A 21,065-nucleotide genomic window follows, 5' to 3' on the forward strand; every position below is an offset into this window, starting at 1 on the left:
AGACCGGTGGACGAGAAGGCCCCCGCAACCGTCGAGCAGTCGTATTCGCGCGGCGAGCCGCAGCCGCAGCTGCTGGACGAGACGATCTACGACAACTTCGTCGCCACCGCGGAGAGACTCGGCGAGAACCTGGCGATCGCCGACGCCGCCGCCGGCCGCACGTGGACCTACCGCGAGATGGCCCGCGACGTGCGCGCCCTCGCCGCCGGGCTCCTGCGCTCGGGCGTCGGCCGTGGTGACCGGGTGGGTGTGTGGTCGCCCAATCGCGCCGAGTGGGTGCTGGCGCAGTACGCCACGGCGGCGATGGGCGCCATCCTGGTCAACATCAATCCGTCCTACCGGCAGAACGAGCTCGACTTCGCGCTCGGCCACGCCGGCATCTCGCTGGTGCTCGCTTCGCCGGCCTTCAAGGACTCGGACTATCCGACCATGGTCGCCCGGGCCGCGGATTCGCTGCCCGAGCCCGTTCCGCTGGTCGTCTTCGGCAGCCAGGAGTGGGCGGCGCTGCTGGCCGATCCGTCCGACGCGGAAGTCGCCGCCGTCGCGGAAGCCGCCGCCGGCCTCGACCCGGACGACCCGATCAACATCCAGTTCACCTCCGGAACCACCGGGGCGCCCAAGGGGGCGACGCTCACCCACCGCAACATCCTCAACAACGGGTATCTGGTCGGGGAACTGCTTGGCTACACCGACGCCGACCGCATCTGCATCCCGGTGCCCTTCTATCACTGCTTCGGCATGGTCATGGGCAACCTCGCCGCGACCACGCACGGGGCCGCAATGGTCATTCCGGCGCCCGCCTTCGACCCGGCGGCGACACTGACGGCTGTCGCCGAGTTCGGCTGCACCAGCCTGTACGGGGTGCCGACGATGTTCATCGCCGAACTCGCGCTGCCCGACTTCGGCGACTACGACCTGTCCAGCCTGCGCACCGGCATCATGGCCGGATCGCCCTGTCCCGAGCAGGTCATGCGCGAGGTCGTCGACCGGATGCACATGGAGGAGGTGTCGATCTGCTACGGCATGACCGAGACCTCCCCGGTCTCCACGCAGACCAGGACCGACGACGAGCTGGGGCTGCGCGTGGGTACCGTCGGCCGCGTCGGGCCGCACCTGGAGATCAAGGTCGTCGATCCGGCCACCGGGGACACCGTGCCGCGCGGGGTCGCCGGCGAGTTCTGCACGCGCGGCTACAGCGTGATGAAGGGCTACTGGAACCAGCCGGAGAAGACCGCGGAAGTACTCGACGAGCAGGGCTGGATGCACACCGGGGACATCGCGGTGATGGGCGAGAACGGGTACGTGCAGATCACCGGCCGCATCAAGGACATGGTGATCCGCGGCGGCGAGAACATCTACCCGCGCGAGATCGAGGAATTCCTCTACACCCATCCCGACATCCTCGACGCGCAGGTGATCGGCGTCCCCGACGAGCGCTACGGCGAAGAGCTGATGGCATGGGTGCGCCTGCGCGACGGTGTCGCCGACTTCACCGTCGAGGACCTCCGCGCCTTCGCCGACGGGAAGATCGCCCGCCACAAGATCCCGAAATACGTCCACGTGGTCGACGAATTCCCGATGACGGTGACGGGCAAGGTGCGCAAGGTCGACATGCGCGCCGAGGCGATCGAGCTGCTCGGCCTGGCTTAGCTCACGCCCACCGCCGTCTTCGTCGCGAACTCGCCTTGGGCTGACCAGCGCCGGCGTTCCTCGTCCCGGGCCAGAGTCATCGCATGGCGACGGGCGGCGATGTCCTCGGCGTTCGCGTCGAGGAAGCGCTGGTGCTGCGCCAGGGAGAACGTGCCGTCGGTGATGCGCGTGCTGGTTCCGCGCCCGGCCGCGACGTCGGCGCGCATGTCGAGGAGTTCCTCGGCGCTGACCGGGTACCACCGGATCTGGTCGAAGAAGCGGAGCAGCCACGGATGCTCGGGATCGAATCCGGGCGAGGCAAGCGGGTGGCGGTGATTCCACACCTGGGTGGTGCGGCCGACGAACTGGTACCCGCCCGGGCCCTCCATGCCATAGATGCACAGGTAGGCGCCGCCGATGCCGACCGCGTTCTCCGGCGTCCAGGTGCGGGCGGGGTTGTACTTGGTCGTGACCAGCCGGTGGCGCGGGTCGAGCGGAACCGCCACCGGCGCCCCGAGGTACACGTCGCCGAGTCCGAGGACCAGATAGCCGGCGTCGAACACCGTGCGGTACACGTCGTCGACCGAGTCCAGTCCGTTCATCCGGCGGATGAATTCGATGTTCCACGGGCACCAGGGGGCGTCGGACCTGACCCCGAGCATGTAGCGCTCGATGGCTTCCCGCGTCGACGGGTCGTCCCAGGAGAGCGGCAGTTCGACCGTGCGACTGGGCACGACGAGGTCCTCGGCGGCGGGCAGGTCGGCTTCGCACTCGATCAGCCAGTCCAGCATCCGCCGCTGCGACCACACGTCGGGGTCGGCCTTGACCTGCAACGACCGGATGCCCGGGGTGAGGTCGAGCAGGCCGCGCGGACGCTGCGCCTCGATCCGCTCGCTCAACGCGTGCACCCGGGCGCGCAGCGCCAGGTCGAGCGTCATCTCCCCGTACTCGACGAGGATGTTGTCGTCGCCGCTGCGTCGATAGGTGACCGTCGTGGTGCCGTCCGCGGTCGTCGACGTCGCCAGGATTCCGTTGTCGGCGTCCCCGCCGGCGGACAGGACGTGGGGGACGGTCGCGCGGCGGCCGAGCCCGATCTGCGCGGGCGAGGCCGTCTCGTCGCTGCGCACCGCGACGAACCGCACCGTGTCACCGGGCTTGAGCTGCCCGAGCTTCCACCGCTGCGCTGTCACGACGGTGAGCGGGCAGACGAAGCCGCCCAGGCTCGGACCGTCCGGGCCGAGGAGGATCGGGGTGTCCCCGGTGAAGTCGAGGGCGCCGACCGAGTAGGCGTTGTCGTGGATGTTCGACGGGTGCAGGCCCGCCTCACCGCCGTCGGCTCGCGCCCAGCGCGGCTGCGGGCCGACCAGCCGGACACCGGTGCGGTCGGAGTTGAAATGCACCTCGTAGGCGCTGCCGAACAGGTCGTCGATGTCGCCGGGGGTGAAGAACTCGGGTGCGCCGTGCGGACCGACGGTGACGGCGAGGGCCCACTGGTTGGTGAAGGCCGGCTGTTCGTCGAACAAGATGCGGCGCGGTCTGGTCGCCGCGGCGCCGCCGGTGGCGACGCGGAGTTCGTCGCCCTCGGCCAGCGCCCGCCCGTCGAGGCCGCCGAAGCGGCCGAGGGTGAACGTCGACGCGCTGCCCAGGTAGTCCTGGGCGTCGATGCCGCCCGCGACGGCGATGTAGACGCGCATGCCCAGCGCGCCGACCGCGCCGACGTCGAGGACGTCGCCGGCCGCGACGCGCAGCGGAACCCATTGCGGCACCGGCTTTCCGGCCACGGTGACGGACACGGGTGCGCCGGTGACGGCGACGACGGCCGGTTCGTCGAACCGCAGCGCGGGCCCGTGCAGCGTCGCCTCCAGGCCCGTGGCCGTCTCCGGATTGCCGACGGCGAGGTTGGCCAGGCGGAAGGACAGATCGTCCATCGGACCCGACGGCGGGACGCCCACCTTCCAGTAGCCGACGCGCCCGGGCCAATCCTGAATGGTCGTCTGTGGGCCGCCGCGCACCACGGTGATCGTCATCGGGCCCGCGCCTTCCGCGTGACGATGACCCGGACAGCCGTCGGGTCGAAACCGTTGCACGGGTTGTTGATCTGCGGGCAGTTGGAGATCAGGACGAGGGTGTCGGCCTCGGCGCGCAGCGCCAGCCGCTTGCCCGGTGCCGACAGCCCGTCGACGATGCCCAGGGATCCGTCGTCGTCGACCGGGACGTTCATGAAGAAGTTCACGTTGCCGACGAGGTCGGCCTTACCGAGGCCGTGGCGGGCGCCCTCGGCGAGAAAGTTCTCCACGCAGGCGTGCTGGTGCTTGGTGTGGTGGCCGTAGCGCAGCGTGTTCGACTCCTGCGAGCACGCGCCGCCGACGGTGTCGTGGTTGCCGACCTCGTCGGCGACGATCGTCATGAGAGGCCGCGATTCCTGGTCGCGCAGCACGCTGCCGGTGGTCAGGAAGATGTTGCCCTGCGCCGCGATGGTGGCCTGGGCCGAGTACCGCGCGGACGGCGACGGCGCTCCTCGGTCGTCGACGCCGTAGAACAGGGTGTCGACCGCCTGGTTGCCGTGCAGGTCGACGATGGTGAGCACGTCGCCCGCGGCGACGACACCCGACCACGGGCCCCGCTCGCCGACGACGGCGTCGAGGATGACCGGGCCGGTGCCCAGTTTGAGGTCGGCGGCCGGTGCCTGCACCGGATCGGTGATGGTGGTGGTCATGGGGTCTCCTGTTGCGATGGTGCGGGGGCGGGCGAATCAGAAATGCGTTGCGGCCCAGATGTCTTCGGTGTTGGCCACGGCCCGGCGATACTCCGGCTCGGTACTCTCGTCGGCGATCAGTGCGTCCAGATCGGCGCCGGCCCGCCAGGCCAGCACTTCGAGCGGGCCGGTGTCGAAAGTCGGCGACTCGTCACACGGGTGCGCCGTGTTGGCGACGGCGACGAGGCAGGGCAGGTGCAGCACCAGGTCGACGGCGCGATCGGGACCCGCGGTGCCGGTCGAGACCAGCGCGCCGTCTTCGGCGACCGTCACCCCGTGGAAGAAGGACAGCGACGGCGCGACGTCGGCCGGACCGAGTCCCTGCTTGGCCGCTGCGAGCAGGAACAGTTCGCGCCCGGCCGGCGCCGGGCCGTGCGCACTGCCGTCGCCGTACTTCGCAGTGTTCGCCGCCCTGGTCGTCGTGCCGCACAGGGCGTCGTGACGTCCGGAATCGTCGGCGACGATGGTCGCCAGCACTCGTCCTTGATCGGAGAGCAGCGGATGCCCCGCGCCCAGGTAGGCCTGCCACGGCACCTTGACCGTGTCGGCAACGTTGAGGCGCTCCCAGGGGGCGTCGGTCCGCCACAGCAGCAGGTGGGCGCACGCCGACCCGTCGACGTCGCGCAGCCTGATCCGGGTTCCGCGGGCCAGCGCTTTGACGGTGTAGCGCCCGCCGGGAACGGTCTCGGCCCATGTGAGAGTCGCGGCGTCGACCTTTGCCGGTGGCGACGGCCAGTCGCTGGCCGGGATGACCGGCATGCTGTCGGTGATGGTGCCGGCCTGGGCGCGAGCGTGTTCGCGGGCGCCGGCGGTGGTATTGGTGCTCATCGTCGAAGGACTCCTCGGTGCTGGGTGGGTGCGGCTATTCGCCGACGGTCACGGGATTGGGGTGGACCTTGCCGCGCGGGAAGCACGCGATGCCGACGAGAACGGTCGCCGCGATGCAGATGGGGCCGGCCCAGCGCAGGATCGGCATCTCACCGGCCGGATCGAAGACCTCGGCGCGCGGCCAGGCCAGGTTCACCACCATGAGGGCGCCGTAGCCGACAGCGAGAACATTGACCACGATGCCGAAGCGGCCGAGCGAGAAGAGCTTGCGCCCGTCGGCGTCGACGGCCGGGCCGCCGTGCGGCCAGCCCTTGAGGCGCCGGTAGAGCATCGGACCGGTGACCGCCAGGTAGGCGAGGTAGATGAGGATGATGCAGACGCTGGCGAGGGTGGCGAAGATCGCCGAGTTGCCGACGTTGACCGCCAGGATGCCGATGCACAGCACGCCGATGAGGATGGCGGGCGCGATCGGGGTTCCGGTGCGCTTGTTGACGTGTGCGAGCGTCGACGAGAAGGGGAGCCGGCCGTCGCGGGCCATCGAGAACATCAGCCGCGAGCAGGCCGTCTGGATGGCCAGGGTGCAGATGAAGATGGCCACGGCGACGTCGGCGAGCAGAACCTTGCCCCAGAACCCACCGAGGATCGAGTCCAGCACGTACGGCAGGCCGCCGTTGGCGAGCTGTTCGTCGAGAGTCGGGGCGGCCATCAGGGCGCCCAGCAGCATCAGGCCGCCGCCGATCGCCGAGACGGTCAGCGCCATGCGGATGGTGCGCGGCGCGACGCGGCGCGGGTTGCGGGTCTCCTCGGCCAGCTCGCCCGCCGAGCCGAATCCCACCATGACGTAGGCGGCCATCAGGCCCGAGACGATGAACGCCCAGATGTAGCCGGGCTGCTGGCCGGGCAGGCCGGTGTCGAAGACGACCGACGGTCCGCGCTGCGCGTGGGTGAACAGCGCCAGGACCACCGCGACGACGCCGACGAGTTCACAGGTGACGCCGATGCTGTTGACCCGGCTCATCCAGGCGACGCCGATGCAATTGATGGCGGTGACGACGACCAGGAGGATCGATCCGAGCAGGACCGCGTTGGCCGCACCGCTGGTCGACGTCAGCGTCGGGTCGTCGCCGATGATCTGGAATCCGCTCCAGATCGACGGCAGGACGACCTGCAGCGCGATCGCCGCTGCCGAAGCGGTGACGATCTGCGCGATCATCATGAACCAGCCGCCGAACCACCCGACGACCTCGCCGCCCATGCGCCGCGACCATTGGTAGATGGCTCCCGAGATCGGATAGCGCGCGGCGATCTCGGCGAAGCACAGCGCCACCAGGAACTGCCCGGCGTAGACGATCGGCCACGTCCAGAAGAAGGCCGGCCCGCCGAAACCGAAGCCCAGGCCGAACAACTGGAAGATCGTCGTCAGGATCGAGACGAAGGAGAAGCCGGCGGCGAAAGAGGCGAACTTACCGAGGGAGCGGTGCAGCTGCTGGTCGTAGCCGAACTCGGACAGGTCGTCGGCGTCGTGGCCGGTGGTCAGTTCGGAGGCGGACGCCGATGCGGTGGTCGTCATGAGGTTCCTTCTCAGGGGAGACGTGCGGGCGCTCGCCGTTGAGCGGTATCTGTCTGCTGATAGATAAGCGGAGTCGCTTTTCTACCCGATGACAGAAATGTTTCGTCCCCGCTAATCGCCGCAACAAACTCGTAAACCGCCGCCGGTAAACTCGGCGCCCATGACCGCACGGGCGAAATCGGGGGGACGCGGCACGTCGGGGCCGGGGCGTCCGCGGCTCGTCGAGCGCAGGCGCGACGCCGCGACCGCGCGCGAGGAGATCCTCGACGCGGCGGCCGAACTGTTCACCAGCCGCGGCTTCACGACGACGTCGACACGGATGATCGCCGAGGCCGTCGGCATCCGGCAGGCCTCGATGTACCACTACTTCTCGACCAAGGACGACATCCTCGCCGCGCTTCTGGAGACGACGGTCGCCGGCCCTCTCGACCGCGCCCGGGAGCTCTTGGCCGCCGACGGCCCGGCACTGGAACGGCTCCTGGAACTGGCGCGGTTCGACGTCGGTCAGCTGACGAGGGCGCGGTGGAACCTGGGTGCGCTCTATCTCCTGCCCGAGTTGCGCGCCGACCGGTTCGCCGACTTCCGCTCCGCGCGGCTCGAGCTGGCCGACGCCTATGCAACGCTGGCGACCGACGTGCTCGGCGATCCGCGCGACAAGCGCAACCTGCTGCCGTTCCGGCTCGTCGAGTCGGTGATCATGATGCGCGGCGACGAGGCCACCGGTCAGGTCGGAAACGACACCGCGGCGAGCCTGGTGGACACGGTCGTCGGGGCGATCGAGATGTTGATGACCCACCGGCCGCCGCGGTAACCCGGCACGTCGCCGTCGGGCCGTCGAGTAGCGTTTGATCCATGCCAGCGAGTATTGGATCGGATTCCCGCTGGGCGCCCGCCGGGCCTGCCCTCCTGTTTTGCCCCGCGGATCGCCCCGATCGTTACGAGAAGGCCGCCGAGCGCGCCGACGTCGTCATCCTCGATCTGGAGGACGCCGTCGCCCCGGATCGCCGCGACGCAGCACGCGAAGCCCTGGTGGCCAATCAGCTCGACCCCGACCGCACCATCGTGCGCATCAACCCCGCATCGACGGGAGAGGCGCGCCGCGATCTCGCAGCCATCGCCGAGACGATGTACCGGGTGATCCTGGTGGCCAAGGCGCAGACCGCGGACGAAGTCGCCCGGACCGAGATGCAAGCCGTCGCCCTCATCGAGACCCCGCTCGGGGCGGTCAACGCCAACGAGATCGCCGGGGCGCCGAACGTGGTCGGTCTCATGTGGGGCGCCGAGGATCTGGTCGCCGGACTCGGCGGTTCCTCGTCGCGCTTCGGGCCGGAGGAACCGCGCACGGGCACCTATCGCGACGTCGCGCGCTACGTACGGTCGACCGTGCGCCTGGCGGCCGCCGCGCACGATCGCTTCGCCATCGACGCGGTACACCTGGACATCGAGGACGTCGACGGGTTGCGCGACGAGGTGCGCGACGCGGTGGCGCTCGGCTACCAGGCGACGGCCTGCATCCACCCGTCCCAGGTGGAGATCATCAGGGCGGGATACCGGCCGTCCGACGAGGAGGTGGCGTGGGCCGCGGCGGTCGTCGCCGCCGCCGACGAGCACTCGGGCGTGTTCACCTTCGACGGGCGGATGGTCGACGGTCCTGTGCTGAGTCAGGCGCGCGCCGTACTGTTGCGGGCGGGTGGCTAGGTTCCGATCGGCGGATCGGTCGGTCACCGGGCCGATCCGGGCACGGGCAATGTACTAGCGTGGTGGTGCATGCGCGTACGCGGGTTCGGCGTCGCCGCTGCCCCAGAACGACAAGGAGTCACCAAGCAATGACCTATCAAGGACCGGCCGGCTACGGCCAGCAGCCCGCCAACCCGCAGGACCCGGCCGCCTACGGCCAGCAGCAGGCCTACGGCCAACAGGATTACGGCCAGCAACAGCAGGCCTATGGCCAGCAGCAGGCCTACGGCCAGCAGGATTACAGCCAGCAGGGCTACGGCCAGCAGCAGGCCTACGGTCAGCAGGACTACGGCCAGCAGCAAGGCTATGCCCAGGGCTACGGCCAGCAGGGTTATGCCCAGCAGGGCTACGGCCAGCAGCAGGCCTACGGTCAGCAGGGTTACGGCCAGCAGGGCTACTACGGCCAGCAGGCCTACACCCCGCCGAAGCCGCCGAGCCAGGGGCTGCCGTCGAACATCGCGCAGATCTTGGCGTTCTCCACGCTGGGGCTCTCGGTGATTCTTTTCCTCATCGGCCTGTTCGCGTCCACCTTCAACCTCGAGTGGGCACTGATTCTCATCGTCCTGGCCGGCGTGGCCGGCACGGCCGGACTGGCCAAGGACAAGGCGCTGGTGACCGTCGTGACGGCGGTGGCCTCGGTGACCTTCATCGGCGGTCTCGCGCGGGTGTTCCTCCTCGATGGGCTCTACCACGATCGGATGATCTCCTTCATCAGCGTCTTCTTCGGGCTCGTGACGCTGGGCGTGGCCATCTTCTGGCTCATCGTCGCGCTCGGTAAGGCGAAGGTCGCTCCCGAGCCCGGTTCGGAGGCCGCGGTGGCCGCCGAGACGGGCTCGGCAGAAGCGGCGACCGCCGACGCCAACACCGCCGTTGCCGCGGGAACGACCGCTGCTGCCGCCGCACCGGCGACCGCTGCCGCCACCGGCTACAGCTACCCGAGCGCGACGGCGCCGGCCGCCGCGGAGACCGCCCAGGGTGCGTCCGGCTACGCCGCCGACGCCGCAGCGGCCTCGGCCGACGCCTCCTCGGCGGCCACTCAGGTCGTCGACACAGCGGCAGACGCCGCCGGCCAGGCTGCCGACTCGGCGACGAAGGTCATCGACACCAACGGTGGCCAGCAGCAGTAGCCGCCACTGATTGATCAACAATGGAACCCCGGCCGTGCGGTCGGGGTTCCATTGTCTCCGGGGGCCGCGGAGTTCCAGGGTTCCCGGGATACCGAGGGCGTGATTTCGGCCTCGTCCGGCGCGCCTGCTGGGAGTGCGCCGCGGTGACTGCGACGCTGAGAAGCGATGGCAGGACAGACGGGATCGCTGGCCGAGCGCCTGAGGCATGTGCGCCAGGCGCAGCGCGAGCGCGCGCTCACCAGCGCGGGCACGGCGCGCGAGTTGGTCATTGTCGCCTTCGCGGTGCCCCTGGCGACATTGGCGCTGCTCGCGCTCATCGTCGGGGTGACGCTGGTGTCGTCGGGCAGCGGCTTCGGGGCGTTCGGCACCGCGCTCGGTTCTGCGTGGCTCTCCCTGCACCAGGTGCCGCTGAGCATCGGCGGCGTCACCATCTCGTCGTTGCCGCTGCTTCCGACGATCGGGCTGGCCGTCGCGGTCTTCGCCTACACCGGCCCGTCGGCCCGTTTGCGTACGACGCCCGCCGATCTCGGGGCGCTGGTCGGTGCCGCGATCGGCGGCCCGTTGCTGATCACCGCCCTGGCGCTGGCCCTGGTCCTCGACGGCAGCTCCGTGTTGCCGGTGAACCCGCCCAACGCGCTCTGGGCCTTCGCGGCGACGGCTTTGCTCTACGGCGGCGCGACGACCGCCGGCATTGCGCGCCGCGACTGGCGCGACTGGTGCGAGGACGCCGGGCTGACCGGCGAGCGGTTCGACGACGTGGTGGCCGGAGTGAAGACCGGCTGGCTCGCCTCGTTGCTGCTGGTGGGCGCGGCGGCGATCGCGGTATGCGCACTGCTGGTGGTCAACTGGCCGTCGGTGGCGACGGTCGTCGCGGGCGGCAACGGTATCGACGGCCACCTCGGCCTCGTCGTCCTGTCCTTGCTGTACCTGCCGAACGTCGTCATCGACGCCGTCGGCGTGCTGCTGGGCACGACGGTGCAGATGGGCGGGTCGCTGGTCGACCTGTTCAATCCGCAACCGGGTACTGTGCCCGCACTGCCGATCCTGGCGATCGTTCCGGGACCGCCCCCCATCCGATTCCTGTGGTCGATCGCGCTCGTCGTCCCGCTGGGGATCGCGGTCTGGGCCGGTCTGCGGATGCGTCACTACGATCCGATCCGGAACCTGCGGCGGGTGGCGATCTGCGCCGCGACGGCCGCCGCCGTGCTGCTGCTCGCGACGCTGGCCGCTACCGGGACGGTGGGCGAACTCGGGCGCGCGGGTGGCGATCCGCCCGTCGTCGGCGTTTTCGCGTTCGGTCTGTTCGTGGTCGTCGGCGCGATCATCGCACTCCTGCACGGCGCGCGAGACGAGACGAAGGCCCAACGTCGCGCCGCTGCCGCCGCAACGGTCGCGCCCGCGGCGGGCGGCGGCGATGCCGAGCTGGCCGCGGACCCGGTGGACGACGATGCCGAACCCGCGGAACCGACGCCGACGTTCTTCCGGCCCGACGGCGACGCACCGGTCGTCGACGACCTCGAGGACCTGATGTTCTTCGACGATCTCACCCCGGACTAGACTTCCTGCTCGTGATGACGGCAGAGGCGATCAGATGAGCGTGCCCGTCGTCGTCCTGGCTTCGGGTGCCGGATCCCTGTTGTCCGCGCTGATCGACGCCGCCGCACAAGACGATGCGGCGTTCGACATCGTCGCCGTCGGCGTCGACCGGGATTGTGCGGCCGCCGAGTTGGCCGCGGACCGGGGGATCGCCGTGATCACCTGCCGCCTCGGGGACTATGGCGACCGCGCCGCGTGGGACCGCGCGCTGACCGAGCAGACCGCCGCGTTCGCGCCGCAGTGGATCGTAACCGCCGGATTCATGAAGATCCTGGGCCCGGCCTTCCTGGAGCGTTTCGCCGGGCGGGTCGTCAATTCTCACCCTGCGCTGCTGCCCGCCTTCCCCGGTGCGCACGGCGTCGCCGACGCACTCGAGCACGGCGTGAAGGTCACCGGCACCACCGTGCACCTCGTCGATTCCGGTGTGGACACCGGTCCGATCCTCGCTCAGGCCCCGGTGGCCGTGGAACCCGACGACACCGAGGCGACCCTGCACGAGCGCATCAAGACGGTCGAGCGCAGACTGCTCACCGACATCGTCACAGCCCTCACCACCCGCGGGGTGGTCATCGACGGACGAAAGGCCCAGATCCCGTGACCGACACCAAACGCCCACTGAAACGCGCCCTGGTCAGCGTCTACGACAAGACCGGGCTGGCCGAGCTGGCGACGACGCTGCACGAGGCGGGCGTTGAACTCGTGTCGACCGGGTCGACCGCGAAGACGATCGCCGCAGCCGGTGTCCCGGTCGTCGAGGTCTCCGAGCTGACCGGCTTCCCGGAATGCCTGGAGGGCAGGGTGAAGACCCTGCACCCGCGGGTGCACGCCGGCATCCTGGCCGATACCCGCAAGGACGACCACGTGCGCCAGCTCGGGGAACTGGACATCGCGCCGTTCGAACTCGTGGTGGTCAACCTCTACCCGTTCACCCAGACGGTCGCCTCCGGCGCCTCGCCCGACGAGTGCATCGAGCAGATTGACATCGGCGGACCGTCGATGGTGCGTGCGGCGGCCAAGAACCACCCGTCCGTGGCAGTCGTCGTCGATCCGGCCGACTACGGCGACGTCGGCGTCGCGGCGGCCGGCGGCGGGTTCACCCTCGCCCAGCGTCAGGCGCTGGCCGCCAAGGCGTTCCGCCACACCGCCGACTACGACGTCGCCGTCGCATCGTGGATGACCAGCGTCGTCGCCCCCGAGCCCGAATCGTCGTTCCCGGTCTGGGCCGGCGCGACGTGGAACCGGTCGGCGGTGCTGCGCTACGGCGAGAATCCGCACCAGGCTGCGGCGCTGTACGCGAACACGGCCGGCGCACCCGGGCTCGCGCAAGCACGGCAACTGCACGGCAAAGAGATGTCGTTCAACAACTACACCGACGGCGACGCAGCGTGGCGCGCCGCCCACGACTTCGACGCACCCGCCGTGGCGATCATCAAACACGCCAATCCGTGCGGGATCGCCGTGGGCGCCGACATCGCGGAGGCCCATCGGAAGGCACACGAGTGCGACCCGGTGAGCGCCTACGGCGGCGTCATCGCCGCCAACCGCGAAGTCAGCGTCGAGATGGCCGAGCAGGTCGCCGACATCTTCACCGAGGTCATCATCGCCCCGTCCTACGCCGACGGCGCCGTCGACGTGCTGGCCAAGAAGAAGAACCTGCGCATCCTCATCGCGACCCCGCCCGCTGACACCGGTATCGAGCTGCGGCCGATCTCCGGCGGAACACTCCTGCAGGAGCGCGACGTGCTCGACGCCGAGGGCGACGACCCGGCGAACTGGCGGCTGGTCGCCGGTCCCGCGGCCGACGAGCGGACGCTCGCCGACCTGGAGTTCGCGTGGCGCGCGTGCCGGGCCGTGAAGAGCAACGCCATCCTGCTGGCCACCGATGGCGCCTCGGTCGGTGTCGGCATGGGCCAGGTGAACCGGGTGGATTCCGCACACCTGGCCGTCAACCGGGCCGGAGCCCGTGCTGCCGGTTCGGTAGGCGCGTCGGACGCCTTCTTTCCGTTCGCAGACGGGTTGCAGGTGCTGATCGACGCGCGTGTGCGGGCCGTCGTCCAGCCGGGCGGCTCCATCCGCGATGAGGAGGTCATCGCCGCCGCCGAGCAGGCCGGGGTGACGCTCTACCTCACCGGTTCGCGCCACTTCGCGCACTGACGAGGCAACCGCGTTCCACGGGGTGAGTCGTCGGCGGCTCAGGAGGGGAACGGCGGACCGGACGCCGAGCCGACCCCGGCGTCGATGGCGGAGAAGACCTGGCTCAAGTTCTTAGCGTGCTTGCCCCAGTCGAGGAACTGGGTGGGCAAGGCAGATCTGCTGTGCACTCTTGCCAGCGAACCGCCGTCTGCAGCCTGTACGTCCACGGTGATGATCTCACCCCAGCTGGCCCAACCGAGGCTGCTGCGCGCCTCCAGCGTTGTCGGCCCTATCCGGGATACCGAGCCGAACAGGGTGCGCAACGCCTCCGCGGCAATGGCGAACGCCGCGTCGGGCGGGATGGCGTAGGGACGGTCTGCGGTGCGTGAGGTGGGCACCGGGGGAGATTACCTCGACGTCCAGCGCCACCGGAAGTCGCGGTGAGTCATGGGATCGCCCGGCGCAGCGCCGCGTAGCTGAGGCCGGCCACCGCCGCGCTCACGGCGAGGCAGATCCCGGCCACGGTGAGCGGCTGTGCCGCGGCCAGCGCGCGGCCGATCGCGGGCCAGCCGTCGACGGCGGAGACGGCGAACGCGGTCCCGATGAGCGCGGCGGCGAGGACGACGCCGACCAGGATCACGCCGAACATGCCGAATCGCTTGTACACGGTGGCGCTGCCGAAGCCGACGAGGAAGGCCAGGGCCGCTGCGCTGAAGAAGGTGAGCGCGGCGACGATCGGGCCCTGCTCCCACACCCACGGCAGGTAGAAGAAATAGCCGCCGAAACCCCAGCCGTCGGTGGCCTGTTCAAGGATCCCGCCGACCAGGTAGACGAGCGCCAGCACGCCCGCGCTGGCGGCAGCGGTCAGCAGCGTGCCGAGGAAGAACTCGCGCCGGGTGACGCTCATCGCCTGGGAGAACGGGAAGGTGAGCGTCAGTGCCTGCACGCCGACGACCCCGAAGTACCAGAGGGGTGCCTGGGTGCCGCCGCTGTACATCGGCTCGTCGGCGGAGCCCGCGGTGTAGACGACGACCCCGTAGATGGCCAGGGTGATGGCGAATGCCGCGCCCAGAATGGTGGCGGGCAACCAGACGAAGGTCTGCCGGTTGACCAGTTGCATGCGGATGACGTTGGCGGTGCGGTTCATCGGTGTGCTCCCGTCGTGGCGGTGGGCCGGGACTCCCGGCCGTTGGTGTGCTGGGTGAGGCGGACGATCAGTTCTTGCAGCGAGACCGGCGCGGTGACGAGGCCGAGACTGTCGAGGGTCCGGTGCTCCTCGTCGGTGAGACCGCCGAGCACGGTCGCCGCGGCGGTCTCGCCCAGGCGTTCGCGGTGCAGTTCTTCGCGCCCGGCGATGAAGTCGTCGACGACTCGTTCGGAGCCGACGACGGTCACCGCGCGGCCGCGCAGGTCGTCGGCGTCCTCGTCGAGGACGATCCGTCCCTCGTCGACCACCAGCACCCGCTCGATCAGATCGCCGATCTCGTCGATCAGGTGGCTGGAGATGACGATGGCGCGCGGGTGCTCGGCGTAGTCGGCGAGCAGACGGTCGTAGAAGGTATGCCTGGCCACCGCGTCGAGCCCCAGGTACGGCTCGTCGAAAAAGGTGACCTCGGCGCGCGAGGCGAGACCGATGATCACTCCGACGGCCGAGAGCTGGCCGCGGGACAGCTTCTTGATGCGGCAGTCCATCGGTAGGCGGAAATCGTCGACGAGGCGCTGGGCGAAGTCGTCGTCCCAGTTCGGGAAGAACAGCTTGGCGGTGGCGAAGGCGTGGCCCGGCTTGGCGTCGTCGGGGTAGCGCTGGCTCTCGCGGACGAAGCAGATCCGCTGCAGGACCCGGGCATTCTCGTACGGATCCTCGCCGAAGACGCGGATCTCGCCGGAGGTGGCGAAGTTCTGCGCGGTGAGGATCGACATGATCGTCGTCTTGCCTGCGCCGTTGCGGCCGAACAATCCGCAGATCGTGTTGGCCGGGATGGCGAAGTCCACCGCGTCGAGGGCGACGGTGTCGCCGTACCGCTTGGTCAGGCCGCGCGCCTCGACGACGAGGTCGGTGGCGGTGGGGGAGGTCGGTGCGGTCATGCGTCGACTCCTTCGGGTGTCGGGTCGGGGGCTCGGTCGTTGATCAGGGCGATCACGTCGTCGGGTGTCAGGCGCAGGCGGCGCGCTTCGGCGAGGAGCGGATCGACGTAGCGCCGCGCGAACGCATCCTGGCGCTCGCGCAGCAGCAGGTCGCGCGCACCGGTGGCGACGAACATGCCGATGCCGCGCCGCTTGTACAGCACGCCTTTGTCGACCAGCAGGTTCACGCCCTTGGCCGCCGTCGCCGGGTTGATCCGGTGGAAGGCCGCCAGCTCGTTGGTCGACGGCGCTCGGGTCTCCTCGGCGAGGGTCCCGTCGACGATCGAGTCGGCGACGCTGTCGGCGATCTGCTGGAACAGTGCCCGTCCGTCGTCCATGGTCCCTCGGTTTCCTGGTTGCTTACCTGACTAACTAACCATGGCACCGATGAGTCCGGCTTGTCAACCGGCCCGGTGGCGTAGCGTGGAACCGTGGCATCTGCGACCCCCATCGATAGCGAAAAGACCACCCCTCCGACCGCCGCGACCCTCGGCGAGCTCCGCGCCAGCGATCACGTCGCGCGCAGCATCCGCGACGAGATCCGGCACAACCTGCTCACCGCGCTGCGGAAAGGCGTCGACCCGTGGCCGGGCATCGTCGGCCTGGAATCGACGGTGATACCGCAACTCGAGCGCTCGCTGCTCGCCGGTCACGACGTCGTGCTCCTCGGCGAGCGAGGTCAGGGCAAGACCCGGATTCTGCGCACCATCGCGGGACTTCTCGACGAGTGGACGCCGGTGATCGCCGGCTCTGAACTGGGCGAACACCCGTACGAGCCGATCACGCCCGCCTCGGTGCGCCGCGCCGCCGAACTCGGCGACGAGCTGCCGATCGCCTGGCGGCACCGTACCGAGCGCTACAGCGAGAAGCTGGCGACGCCGGACACCTCAGTGGCCGACCTGGTGGGCGACATCGATCCGATGAAGGTCGCGGAAGGACGCAGTCTGGGTGACCCGGAGACGATTCATTTCGGCCTGATCCCGCGCGCGCACCGCGGCATCGTCGCCATCAACGAGCTGCCCGACCTCGCCGAGCGCATCCAGGTCGCCATGCTCAACGTGATGGAGGAGCGCGACATCCAGGTCCGCGGCTATTCGCTGCGGCTGCCGCTCGACGTTCTGGTGCTGGCGAGCGCCAACCCCGAGGACTACACCAACCGAGGGCGGATCATCACCCCGCTCAAGGACAGGTTCGGCGCCGAGATCCGTACCCACTATCCGCTTGACCTGTCCGACGAGGTCGGGGTCATCGAACAGGAAGCCGACCTGCTGGCGACGGTGCCGGAGTACCTGCTGGAGATCCTCGCCCGCTTCACGCGCTACGCCCGGGAGAGCCCGGCGATCGACCAGCGCTCCGGGGTGTCGGCGCGATTCGCCATCGCTGGCGCCGAGACGGTGGCCGCTGCCGCACTGCACCGCAGCGCCGTGCTCGGCGCCGGGAGCGGTGGCGAAGGGGCCGAATCCGGGGCCGTCGACGAAGCGCCGGTGGCGCGCGTGGTCGACCTGGAGTCGGTGATCGAGGTGTTGCGCGGCAAGATCGAGTTCGAATCGGGGGAGGAGGGTCGTGAGCTCGAGATCCTCGCGCACCTGCTGCGCAAGTCCGTGGCCGATACCGTGCGCGAACACCTCGGCGGCATCGACCTCGCACCTCTTGTCGCCGCACTGGAAAGCGGGCACCCGGTGGTCACCGGCGACCGCGTCTCCGCCGCTGACCTGCTGGGCTCGCTGCCGGCGGACGAGCCCGTCGGCAAGACCGTCGAGGCCATCGCCGCCCGGTTCGACGCCGACACCGACGGCGAGCGGGCCGCCGCGGTCGAGCTGGCGCTGGAGGGGCTGTTCCTAGCGCGCCGCATCGGCAAGGAAGCCGACGACGAGGGTCAAACCGTCTACGGATAGGCGATAGCCATGGCTGAGGGCACCTACGACTCCGACCCGGCACGCGGCCGGCGGCACTTCCATCGCGCCCGCTACGACCGGTATCGCGGCGGGCCCGATCCGCTGGCGCCGCCGCTCGACCTGCGCGAGGCGCTCGACGAGATCGGCGCCGACGTCATGGCGGGTACCTCGCCGCGCCGGGCGCTGCGCGAGTTGATGCGCCGAGGCACCCCCGGGATGCGCGGACTCGACGAGCTGCGCGAGCGCATCAACCGCCGGCGCAACGACCTGCTGCGCAAGCACAACCTGGACGGCACCTTCGCCGAGATCCGGGAACTGCTCGACCGGGCCGTGCTCGAAGAGCGCAAGCAACTGGCCCGCGACCTCGACGACGACGCCCGATTCGCCGAGATGCGGATCGGCAACCTGCCCGCGTCCACCGCGGCGGCGGTCACCGAACTCGCCGACTATCAGTGGCGCAGCCCATCGGCGCGCGAGGACTACGAGAAGATCCGCGATCTGCTGGGGCGCGAGCTGCTCGAACAGCGATTCGCCGGCATGAAGGAAGCCCTGGAAGGGGCGGACGAGAACGATCGCCAGGCCATCACCGACATGCTGTCGGACCTGCACGATCTGTTGGCCAAGCACAATCGCGGCGAGGACACGACCGAGGCCTTCGACGAGTTCATGGCCCGCCATGGCCAGTTCTTCCCGGAGAATCCGCGCAACACCGAAGAACTCGTCGAATCCCTCGCCAGGCGTTCGGCCGCCGCGCAGCAGTTCTACAACTCGCTGTCGCCCGAGCAGCGGGCCGAACTCGACCAGCTCTCCGCCCAGGCCTTCGGGTCGCCCGATCTGATGAAAGCGCTCGCCGGGGTCGACGACCAGCTGCGGATGGCCCGCCCGGACCTGGATTGGGATGGGGCGCAAGGGTTCTCCGGCGAGCAGCCGATGGGGATGGGCGAAGCGGCCGCGGCGATGGCCGACCTGGCCGAACTCGACGAACTCGGCGAGGCGTTGAGTCAGCAGTATTCCGGTGCCGATCTCGCCGACATCGATCTCGAGGCGCTGACCCGTCAACTCGGTCCGGAGGCCGCCGTCGACGCTCGGACACTGCAGCGCCTCGAGCAAGCGTTGCGCGACCAGGGCTACTTCGAGCGGGGCGTTGACGGCGAGTTGCGGCTGAGCCCCAAAGCGATGCGGCAGCTCGGCCAGTCGGTGCTGGCCGATGTCGCGGAGCGGCTGACCGGGCGCGGGGAGCGTTCGACGCGACTGACGGGCCGGCTCGGCGAACCGACCGGCGCGACCCGGGAGTGGGCCTTCGGTGACACCGAACCGTGGGACGTCTCCCGCACGATCACCAACGCGGTGGTGCGCCAGGCCGGAACCGGCACCTTCGAACAGGGCGGCCCGGTGCGCCTCGACATCGGCGACGTCGAGATCACCGAGACCGAGGCGCGGACCCAGGCGGCCGTTGTGCTGCTGGTCGATACGTCCTTCTCGATGGAGATGGAGGGCCGGTGGACGCCGATGAAACGGACCGCCATCGCGCTCAACCACCTCATCTCCACGCGATTCCGCACCGATGAACTCCAGCTGATCGCCTTCGGCCGGGAGGCGCGCACGATCGACGTCGCCGAGTTGGCCGCACTGTCGCCGAGGATGGAACAGGGAACCAATCTGCATCACGCGTTGCTGCTGGCCCAGCGCCATCTGCGCCGCTTCCCCCATGCCACGCCGGTCGTCCTGATCGTCACCGACGGGGAGCCGACGGCCCATCTCGAACCGTCGGGCGAGGCGTTCTTCTTCTATCCGCCGCACCCGCAGACGATCGGCGTGACCGTGGCCGAACTCGACCATCTGTCCCGCATGGGTGCGCAGGTCACGATCTTCCGGCTCGGCGAGGACCCCGGCCTCGCGATGTTCATCGACCGCGTCGCGCGCCGCATCGGCGGGCGGGTCGTCGCACCCGACGTCGACGGATTGGGCGCCGCGGTGGTCGGCGATTACCTGCGCAGCCGCCGAGGCCACTGAGCGCGCGGTCTCGCAAGAACGACGAAGGCCGGTTCCGCCGGACCCGCGGGGCCCAGTAGAACCGGCCTGTCGAATCAGACCTGTCGAATCAGGTGATCAGTAGCCGCTCGTCGCGCTGGCACCGATGCCGACGACGACGATGAAGATGATGTACAGCACGAGGACGACGGCGGCAGCGACCGCGCCCCAGATGGCGAACTTCTTCGCGTCGTCGGCGGCCTTCTGAGCTCCCGCGACGTCGCCCTGCGCCCACAGCTTGGACACCGAGGTCGACTTGATGATGGCGACGATGCCGAGCGGCAGGCAGCACAGAACGGTGGACAGGATGGCCCACACCAGGTTGTTGTCCGGCTCGGGTCCGAGGCCACCGGGGTGACCGTACGGCTGTCCCGGCACCGGCTGTCCGGGGACCGGCTGGCCCGGGTTCGGCTGGCCCTGGGCGCCGGGGTTGTTCTGCGGATCGTACGGGTTAGTCATGTCTCTCCTAGTTCGATTCGAAACCGCACTTGATGCTCACGCGCGACGTGGTGGTTTCCATCACGCCCCCCTTGCGGAGCGCAACGGTCGGAAGCGTACCCGAGCGTGTCGGGTTTCGCGCGCGGAGATCGGTCGAACAGACGGGTCGGCCGCCGGGCTCAACCGAGCACGATCGCGACGACGGCGATGACGGGAATCGACGCCAGAGTGGTCACGAGCGCCGAGTCACGGGCGAGTTCGCGTCCGCGTCGATAGCGCACCGCGTACACGAGAACGTTCTGCGCGGTGGGCAGCGCGGCGATGACGACCTGGGCGAACAACTGGTGGCCGGAGAACCCGAAACCCCATCGCGCGACGGCGTAGGCCAATGCGGGCATGGCCGCCATCTTCATCGCTGCCGCCAGCGCGAGGTCGCGGTGCCGGTCCGGAGCATTCGCGTCGCGGCTGCCGCGACCGGCCGCGAGGGACAGGCCGAAGACCAGCAGAGCCAGCGGCACAGAAGCGTCGCCGAGCATCCGGAACGGATCGAGGATGGCCGACGGCAGGCTCCAGCCCAGGCCGGACACCAGTAGTCCGGCGGCACCGCCGATCAGAATCGGGTTGGTCAACGGCGTCACGATGGCGTCGCGCCACACGCGCCGGCCACCCCCGGACGACAGATCGGAGGTCGACAGGTCCAGGGCGACCAGCGCGATCGGCGAGTAGACCAGGATCTGGAAGAGCAGCAGGGGGGCGATGAAGGAACGGTCGTCGAGCACGTACATGGCGATCGGTACGCCGAGGTTGACGCTGTTGACGTAGGAGGAGCTCAGCGCCCCGATCACCAGTTCCGGCACCGAGCGGTGCAGCCACAGCCGGGCGATCACGGTGTAGGCGAGCCCGATCGTCAGCGCCGTCCCACCTGCGATGACCAGGGTGGGCGAGAAGACGTCGCGCAGGTTGGCGGTGACCAGCGAATGGAACAACAGGGCGGGCGTGCAGACGAAGAAGACGAGTCGCGACAACACCTCGGTGGCCGTGGTACCAAGCGTCCCGGCGCGGCCGAGGAGGAACCCGATACCGACGACGAGGAAGATGACGGTGAAACCCGCGATGACGCCAGACACCGCCGTCAGCCTAGTCTTGGGCATTCGGTCTGACGACACCGCTACGAGGTCATCGCCGGTTTTGCGGTAACTTCT

General features: G+C 69.7%; 19 protein-coding genes. 9 read left to right on the plus strand and 10 right to left on the minus strand.

The features are described from left to right. The first annotated feature begins 6 nt into the window (after positions 1 to 6). The gene (locus GOARA_RS11235) at positions 7 to 1,650 is read left to right on the plus strand and encodes an AMP-binding protein (RefSeq protein ID WP_007322492.1); all 1,644 of its coding nucleotides are present in this window, start codon (positions 7 to 9) and stop codon (positions 1,648 to 1,650) included. Here the strand turns inward: GOARA_RS11235 and GOARA_RS11240 are convergent. The 4 genes from GOARA_RS11240 to GOARA_RS11255 are packed head-to-tail and all read right to left on the minus strand — an operon-like array spanning position 1,647 to position 6,782. Beyond that, positions 1,647 to 3,656, minus strand: a complete 2,010-nt coding sequence (locus tag GOARA_RS11240) for a 5-oxoprolinase/urea amidolyase family protein (RefSeq protein WP_007322493.1) — start codon at positions 3,654 to 3,656, stop codon at positions 1,647 to 1,649. The genes GOARA_RS11235 and GOARA_RS11240 overlap by 4 nt on opposite strands. Then, positions 3,653 to 4,345: an urea amidolyase associated protein UAAP2 gene (locus GOARA_RS11245; RefSeq protein WP_007322494.1), complete on the minus strand. Its 693-nt coding sequence runs from the start codon at positions 4,343 to 4,345 to the stop codon at positions 3,653 to 3,655. Before GOARA_RS11245 ends, GOARA_RS11240 begins: the two co-directional genes overlap by 4 nt. 36 nt (positions 4,346 to 4,381) lie before the next feature. Further along, entirely contained in the window at positions 4,382 to 5,212 is an 831-nt protein-coding gene (locus tag GOARA_RS11250; protein WP_007322495.1) for an urea amidolyase associated protein UAAP1, read from the minus strand. A gap of 34 nt (positions 5,213 to 5,246) precedes the next feature. Further along, on the minus strand, positions 5,247 to 6,782 hold the full coding sequence (locus GOARA_RS11255) for an amino acid permease (RefSeq protein ID WP_007322496.1): 1,536 nt from the start codon (positions 6,780 to 6,782) through the stop codon (positions 5,247 to 5,249). Between the two features lie 160 nt (positions 6,783 to 6,942). Here GOARA_RS11255 and GOARA_RS11260 point away from each other — a divergent pair, with 160 nt between their 5' ends. The 6 genes from GOARA_RS11260 (at position 6,943) to purH (ending at position 13,396) form a co-directional block, all read left to right on the plus strand. Continuing rightward, complete coding sequence (locus tag GOARA_RS11260) at positions 6,943 to 7,593, plus strand: TetR/AcrR family transcriptional regulator (RefSeq protein WP_007322497.1); 651 nt, start codon at positions 6,943 to 6,945, stop codon at positions 7,591 to 7,593. Positions 7,594 to 7,634: 41 nt separating this feature from the next. Beyond that, positions 7,635 to 8,480, plus strand: coding sequence for an HpcH/HpaI aldolase/citrate lyase family protein (locus tag GOARA_RS11265; RefSeq protein ID WP_007322498.1), 846 nt, complete (start codon positions 7,635 to 7,637; stop codon positions 8,478 to 8,480). Positions 8,481 to 8,608: 128 nt separating this feature from the next. Continuing rightward, a complete protein-coding gene (locus GOARA_RS20410; protein ID WP_007322499.1) occupies positions 8,609 to 9,646 on the plus strand; it encodes a hypothetical protein in 1,038 nt (345 codons plus the stop codon). Positions 9,647 to 9,811: 165 nt separating this feature from the next. Continuing rightward, positions 9,812 to 11,203, plus strand: coding sequence for a cell division protein PerM (locus GOARA_RS11280; protein WP_007322500.1), 1,392 nt, complete (start codon positions 9,812 to 9,814; stop codon positions 11,201 to 11,203). A 34-nt stretch (positions 11,204 to 11,237) separates the two neighbouring features. Further along, positions 11,238 to 11,840, plus strand: a complete 603-nt coding sequence (purN, locus tag GOARA_RS11285) for a phosphoribosylglycinamide formyltransferase (RefSeq protein ID WP_007322501.1) — start codon at positions 11,238 to 11,240, stop codon at positions 11,838 to 11,840. Then, positions 11,837 to 13,396 carry a bifunctional phosphoribosylaminoimidazolecarboxamide formyltransferase/IMP cyclohydrolase gene (purH, locus tag GOARA_RS11290; RefSeq protein WP_007322502.1) on the plus strand — a complete coding sequence of 520 codons (1,560 nt, stop codon included), beginning with the start codon at positions 11,837 to 11,839 and terminating at the stop codon, positions 13,394 to 13,396. The genes purN and purH overlap by 4 nt, the downstream gene beginning before the upstream one ends. 38 nt (positions 13,397 to 13,434) lie before the next feature. On the opposite strand, the gene GOARA_RS19000 is transcribed toward purH, so the two are convergent. The 4 genes from GOARA_RS19000 to GOARA_RS11305 are packed head-to-tail and all read right to left on the minus strand — an operon-like array spanning position 13,435 to position 15,837. After that, positions 13,435 to 13,773 (minus strand): hypothetical protein, encoded by a 339-nt coding sequence (locus GOARA_RS19000; protein ID WP_007322503.1) that lies wholly within the window; start codon positions 13,771 to 13,773, stop codon positions 13,435 to 13,437. A gap of 47 nt (positions 13,774 to 13,820) precedes the next feature. Beyond that, the gene (locus GOARA_RS11295; protein ID WP_007322504.1) at positions 13,821 to 14,522 is read right to left on the minus strand and encodes a hypothetical protein; all 702 of its coding nucleotides are present in this window, start codon (positions 14,520 to 14,522) and stop codon (positions 13,821 to 13,823) included. After that, a complete protein-coding gene (locus GOARA_RS11300; protein WP_007322505.1) occupies positions 14,519 to 15,460 on the minus strand; it encodes an ABC transporter ATP-binding protein in 942 nt (313 codons plus the stop codon). The genes GOARA_RS11295 and GOARA_RS11300 overlap by 4 nt, the downstream gene beginning before the upstream one ends. Next, positions 15,457 to 15,837: a GntR family transcriptional regulator gene (locus GOARA_RS11305; RefSeq protein WP_007322506.1), complete on the minus strand. Its 381-nt coding sequence runs from the start codon at positions 15,835 to 15,837 to the stop codon at positions 15,457 to 15,459. Before GOARA_RS11305 ends, GOARA_RS11300 begins: the two co-directional genes overlap by 4 nt. Before the next feature lie 93 nt (positions 15,838 to 15,930). On the opposite strand from GOARA_RS11305, the gene GOARA_RS11310 reads away from it, so the two are divergent. Together GOARA_RS11310 and GOARA_RS11315 are read left to right on the plus strand one after the other, a co-directional pair. Then, the gene (locus tag GOARA_RS11310) at positions 15,931 to 17,394 is read left to right on the plus strand and encodes a sigma 54-interacting transcriptional regulator (protein ID WP_007322507.1); all 1,464 of its coding nucleotides are present in this window, start codon (positions 15,931 to 15,933) and stop codon (positions 17,392 to 17,394) included. A 9-nt stretch (positions 17,395 to 17,403) separates the two neighbouring features. Then, entirely contained in the window at positions 17,404 to 19,407 is a 2,004-nt protein-coding gene (locus tag GOARA_RS11315; protein WP_007322508.1) for a vWA domain-containing protein, read from the plus strand. A 96-nt stretch (positions 19,408 to 19,503) separates the two neighbouring features. Here GOARA_RS11315 and GOARA_RS11320 read toward each other — a convergent pair whose 3' ends face one another. Further along, on the minus strand, positions 19,504 to 19,884 hold the full coding sequence (locus GOARA_RS11320; protein ID WP_007322509.1) for a CD225/dispanin family protein: 381 nt from the start codon (positions 19,882 to 19,884) through the stop codon (positions 19,504 to 19,506). Positions 19,885 to 20,042: 158 nt separating this feature from the next. Next, on the minus strand, positions 20,043 to 20,990 hold the full coding sequence (locus tag GOARA_RS11325) for an AEC family transporter (RefSeq protein WP_040522775.1): 948 nt from the start codon (positions 20,988 to 20,990) through the stop codon (positions 20,043 to 20,045). Between the last annotated feature and the right edge of the window lie 75 nt (positions 20,991 to 21,065).

This window comes from Gordonia araii NBRC 100433, from assembly GCF_000241265.1.
In the GTDB taxonomy this organism is placed as follows: domain Bacteria; phylum Actinomycetota; class Actinomycetes; order Mycobacteriales; family Mycobacteriaceae; genus Gordonia; species Gordonia araii.

Excerpts from the sequence above, each read along its gene's own strand:
- GOARA_RS11255 (WP_007322496.1), bottom strand. The coding sequence starts at position 6,782 with ATGACGACCACCGCATCGGCGTCCGCCTCCGAACTGACCACCGGCCAC.
- GOARA_RS20410 (WP_007322499.1), top strand. The coding sequence starts at position 8,609 with ATGACCTATCAAGGACCGGCCGGCTACGGCCAGCAGCCCGCCAACCCG.
- purN (WP_007322501.1), top strand. The coding sequence starts at position 11,238 with ATGAGCGTGCCCGTCGTCGTCCTGGCTTCGGGTGCCGGATCCCTGTTG.
- GOARA_RS11260 (WP_007322497.1), top strand. The coding sequence starts at position 6,943 with ATGACCGCACGGGCGAAATCGGGGGGACGCGGCACGTCGGGGCCGGGG.
- GOARA_RS11295 (WP_007322504.1), bottom strand. The coding sequence starts at position 14,522 with ATGAACCGCACCGCCAACGTCATCCGCATGCAACTGGTCAACCGGCAG.
- GOARA_RS11250 (WP_007322495.1), bottom strand. The coding sequence starts at position 5,212 with ATGAGCACCAATACCACCGCCGGCGCCCGCGAACACGCTCGCGCCCAG.
- GOARA_RS11240 (WP_007322493.1), bottom strand. The coding sequence starts at position 3,656 with ATGACGATCACCGTGGTGCGCGGCGGCCCACAGACGACCATTCAGGAT.
- GOARA_RS11300 (WP_007322505.1), bottom strand. The coding sequence starts at position 15,460 with ATGACCGCACCGACCTCCCCCACCGCCACCGACCTCGTCGTCGAGGCG.
- GOARA_RS11315 (WP_007322508.1), top strand. The coding sequence starts at position 17,404 with ATGGCTGAGGGCACCTACGACTCCGACCCGGCACGCGGCCGGCGGCAC.
- GOARA_RS11265 (WP_007322498.1), top strand. The coding sequence starts at position 7,635 with ATGCCAGCGAGTATTGGATCGGATTCCCGCTGGGCGCCCGCCGGGCCT.
- GOARA_RS11320 (WP_007322509.1), bottom strand. The coding sequence starts at position 19,884 with ATGACTAACCCGTACGATCCGCAGAACAACCCCGGCGCCCAGGGCCAG.
- GOARA_RS11245 (WP_007322494.1), bottom strand. The coding sequence starts at position 4,345 with ATGACCACCACCATCACCGATCCGGTGCAGGCACCGGCCGCCGACCTC.
- GOARA_RS11280 (WP_007322500.1), top strand. The coding sequence starts at position 9,812 with ATGGCAGGACAGACGGGATCGCTGGCCGAGCGCCTGAGGCATGTGCGC.
- GOARA_RS11305 (WP_007322506.1), bottom strand. The coding sequence starts at position 15,837 with ATGGACGACGGACGGGCACTGTTCCAGCAGATCGCCGACAGCGTCGCC.